This window comes from Pseudomonas fluorescens (assembly GCF_018614775.1).
Taxonomy (GTDB): domain Bacteria; phylum Pseudomonadota; class Gammaproteobacteria; order Pseudomonadales; family Pseudomonadaceae; genus Aquipseudomonas; species Aquipseudomonas fluorescens_BY.
This window is the reverse complement of the sequence record NZ_JAGGOF010000083.1, coordinates 1-4,546: the sequence shown is the minus strand read 5'-3', so window position 1 is coordinate 4,546 and position 4,546 is coordinate 1. Positions and strand designations below refer to the sequence as shown.

Here is a 4,546-nt window from a genome sequence, read left to right as displayed (position 1 = left end):
GCGTGGGAACGATCCCGGCTAGCCGAGCGCAGTCTTCTCCAGGTGCTCAAGGATGATCGGATACACATCCACCACCGCGTCCTTGCCGAAGATGCAGTCGATATGCCCGTAGCCCGGCACTTCGTGGCGGCTGAACAGTTGCGGACCGTGCAGGTCGCACAGTCGCTCATAGGTCTTGAGGGTGCTTTGCGGCAGGTAGCACTGGTTATCGGCACCGCTGATGAAGCAGATCGGCATCTTCAACCGGTCGAAATGCGACATGTAGACGTCGTTGCCCTTGAAGTCCACCAGGTGCCCCTTGCGCACGATCAGCGCCAGGTGCTCGAAGGTGTGCATGTTCGACTCGCCGAACAATTCATGCAGGTTGTCGTGCAGGGTTTCGTTGAGGGTGTCGTGGCGGTACAGCGACGCGTACATGAAGGTGATGCGGTGGCAGACCGGGTTGGTGCAGTAGCCCTGGGCCTCGATCCGGGCGTAGCCGTTGAGGGCCTTGTCGTAGAGTTTGTTGAACCAGTTCTCCTTGGTGTCGGCGTAAGCGGTCAGGGATTTGATGCCGATGGCGTCAAGCATCCCCGGCAAATGCAGGCCGGCCTTCAAACCGGTGGCCGTGGCGACCACCGTATCGGCGGCGATCTGCGAGCAGACCACCGAGCGCACCCCTTGCAGCCCGGCCAGCATCGACATGAAGAACGTCGTCGCGCCATAGCAATGCACCACACATTGCACGTCACGGGCCAGGGTCGCCTGCTGGATCTGCTCGATAGCGGCCTTGAAGTCGTACTGAGCCACCTGGTCACCGTTCCATTCGTGCTTGCTGGCCGGCAGCAGGATGCTCACCCGCAAGTCCAGCAGCCAGACGTCGTACTCGTGCTTGCACAGGTACTCCAGCAGGTTGGTGTGGAGGGTGTCGGTGGAGAAGATATTCGAACCCACGCCCAGGCCATGCACGAGCATCACCGGCCCCTTGGCGCCGGCCTGATAACGGGTCAGGCGTAGCTGGACGTTGTCTTCGGTCTCGAAGAAATGCACGGTCGGCGCTGGCGCATCCAGCGGCCGCTTGATGCGCGGCGGCGCATCCGGGTTGAAGTAGATATCGCCGGCGAACACCCCACCGTAACTTTCCCACAGGATGCCGGCGAAAAACTTGCCAAACCGCGCCAGCGCCTCCAGGCGCTCACGCTCATTGCGGGCGTTGAGCACTTTCATGGTGGTCATCTGCTTGGCGAAGTCGGCCGGCAGAATGTGCATCACCCCCGAGCCGAGCACTGCACCGGTCTTGTCCGGCCCGCGATACAGCGTGACGTACAGCGTGCTGGTGTCGTGCCAGATGTTCAGCACGCCATTGTCCTCGGGCACGGTCTTGAAGGCACTGAAGAAATAGTCGCTGCCGTCCTCGGCGGTCAGCTTCATGTCGTAGTTCATGTGCCGCACACCGACCTGCTCCTGGTACTGCTCGAACAGGTTGAACACGCCATTGCTGGCGACCAGTGGCTTGGGCGAGAGCAGCGGCGCGTCCAGGGTGCCGACCAGCGTCGCGGCGTGCGCCGGCTCCTTGATCATGCGGTTGAGGTCGTCGGCCGTGATCGTCAGCGTGAATTCGATGGACGAGTTGTCGGTCTTGCCGCGCTTGGCGGCGGTTTCGTAAAGCGTGAGATCGGTGCCCTGAGCCTGGGTGAAGGCGGTGGAGAAATAGCCTTTCATGGTTTCGGTGAATTGCACGCCGAGGGTCGGCGCCGCCACCGGTTTACGCGGTGCCGAAGGCAGCGTGTAGTCGATGATCCAGCCCCGATCCGCCGCCAGCAGCCCCATGTTGCGCTCGCTCACCGCCGAGATGGTCAGCAGCGGGTTGACCGCCAGGGAGGTCGGGATCACCGCGCCGTCGGTCACGTACAGCCCAGGGTAGACATCGGTACCGCTGGCGCCGCTGAACACCTGGCCCTTGTGGTTGACCACGCCTTGCGTCGCGTCTTCGCCCATCACGCAACCGCCCAAGGGGTGGACCGAGACGATGCTGTGCTTGAGCAACTCGGTCCAGATCGGGTTCTCGACCCAGATCCCGCCCAGGGCCTTGGTGCTCTGGTGCAGGCGCTCGTTGCCGAGGGTGACGTTTTCCTGTTCGCCGACGCCCGGCCAGTCGATGCGCAACTGGTCCTTGGGGTCGAGCACCATGCGCCCCTTGCCGTTGTCGTGGCTCATGATCAGGTAGGTCTGCATGTTGTGCAGCGCGCCGTAGTACGGGCCGCGCACAAAACTCTCGGCCTCCCGGCCCTTGTACTTGAGGCTGGCACCGAAACCGGTGTCGGTGGGCACGCCGATCATTCCGGAGAACGCCGCCATGCTCGGCACCATTGGCCGACCGAGGGCGCCGGGGATCGAGCCCTCCTCGATGACCATGCGGCTGCGCCAGTCGCCTTCGGTGCGCATGTCGATGACCGAGGTGATGCACGGCCCTACCGGCTCCAGCTCCTTGGCCGAATGGGCGCCGAAGCCGATGCCGTTGATGGTCTGGTCGCAGTTGTGACCGAAGCCGAGGATATCGCCGTTGCCGCTCATGTTCTCGCCCAGTTGGCTGGACATGACCAGGCCTTTGTCCCGGGAACGCAGCATGATCTCGGTCGAGCCCAGGGTGCCGGCGGACACCACGACGACGTCGGCGCGCACGAACAGCGTCGGTGCCGAGAACAACTCACGGCCACTGTCCAGGTATTGGAAATGCACGATCCAGCCATTGCCGTCGCGCTCCAGGTGCCGCACTTCGGCCTGGCAGAAAATCTCCGCGCCGTGGTTCCAGGCATCCGGCAGGTAGTTCATCAGCGTGGTGTTCTTGGCCTTGTTGTTACAGCCCGAGACGCAATCGCCACAGCCGTTGCACGGCAACTGCTCGACCCCCACGTGGTTGAGGTTGTTGGGCAATTTGTCGAACGTGACGTTGATCGGCGGCTTGTAGAAATGCGCGCCCTGCTTGAGGTAATCGGCCGATTTCTTGTGAGCGTCGAGCTTGGGCAGGTTCGGCGCCGAGGCTGGGTACGCGTTGGGCTTGAGCATTTCCCGGGCGCGCGCGTAACCGTCCTTGAGCAGCGTATCGCGGTGTTCACGCACCGCTTGCGGCCAGCGCGGGTCTTCGAACACACCCGGTTCCGGTTCCAGCGAAACGTTGGCATTGATCAACGAGGTGCCGCCCAGGCCGCAGCCGACCACCACGTTCTGCTGGGCGTTGACGTGCAGGTCGAACAAGCCGGTGCGCGAACCGATATGGCCATCCGGGTCATGCACCTGCAACTCCTCGGTGGCGGCGAGCATGGTGTTGGGGTACTCGCCGGGCTGCATCTCCCGCCCCCGCTCCAGCAAGCACACGCTGCGCCCGGCGCGGGACAGGCGTGAAGCAGCAATGCCGCCGCCATAACCGGAACCGATGACGATAACGTCGTAGTGCTCCTTGATGTCACTGATGGGGGTCGAGATCCGTGTCATGTTCAAGTCCTCTCAGGCAGATGGGGCAACTCTGCGGTTGCCTGTAAATCGAAGGCGTGCGAACGCCTGGCCACCGTCCCGTACGGATACGCGCGGCAGTCAACGGTGTTACGGCGAAAACTCGGGCGGGCGAAAGCGCTATTGACGGGCACGCTGGTTGGCCGCACGGCGACGAATGCGTCGGGGCAGCAACGTGGGCGGCGTCGGAGTGCAAGTCACCGATGGAGGCAGGTTCGGGCGAGGGTGTTGGCTATCCATCCTGTGTTCTCCCTGAACCGGATGTGGATAAAAGACAATGTCCTTGTGCCTTGGAGTGAAGACACGCGACCGATGCACGTCAAGGAAGTTCCTTAGAACTGTATGAAATTTGATCTATCGCGTTTCGAACTATACCCGCTGGGATGCGCAGCCGTTCGTGAACACGTTATCCACAAGACAACCCACAGGTAATGGGGACAAGTGCGGCTCAAGAACAGCGTCATCCGCCTGCAGCGCCTGGACACCGTGGTTTTACACAGAATAAGAGCTGTTCCATCATATCGATTACTTTTTGATCAGGCGCTTGAACACCTTGATCTACCTGGCGTGCAGGGGGGGAGCAAACACCTTATCCACAGAAGCACCAACAGTGTTTGGGGGTAATTTTGACGCCCCTGTGGAAAACCTGCCTAACGCCAGGTAAATCCACGTTTTCTGGATGATTTTCAGATCGAACAGGCGAATTGATCACTTAGTGATCAACTGACTGAAAGGCTCGGTCTGTATGGCCTGTAGACGATAGCGAACATCTTATCCACAGAAGCGCCAACAGAGATTGGGGGCAACTGTTGATGATCAGGCGTCGTTACTCACAAGGAAAAGCCAATAAAAACCGTCGGTTAGACTGGTTATTTATTGAGCATAGGCTTGAAAGGCTTGAGCTGCGCGGGGTGTGGGCAGGGGCGAACAGGTTATCCACAGAAGCGCGCACAGGGATTGTAGGTAAACATCTATCCCCTGTGGGAGCGAGCCCGCTCGCGATGGCTGAGTGTCAGTCGATAGGTTACTCACTGATAAACCGCTATCGCGAGCAGGC

General features: G+C 61.0%; 1 protein-coding gene. It reads right to left on the bottom strand.

All coding sequences use genetic code 11. From position 1 onward, the window contains the following. Positions 1-18: 18 nt before the first annotated feature. Positions 19-3,471, bottom strand: coding sequence for a GMC family oxidoreductase N-terminal domain-containing protein (locus J7E36_RS19900; RefSeq protein WP_215006702.1), 3,453 nt, complete (start codon positions 3,469-3,471; stop codon positions 19-21). Positions 3,472-4,546: the final 1,075 nt, after the last annotated feature.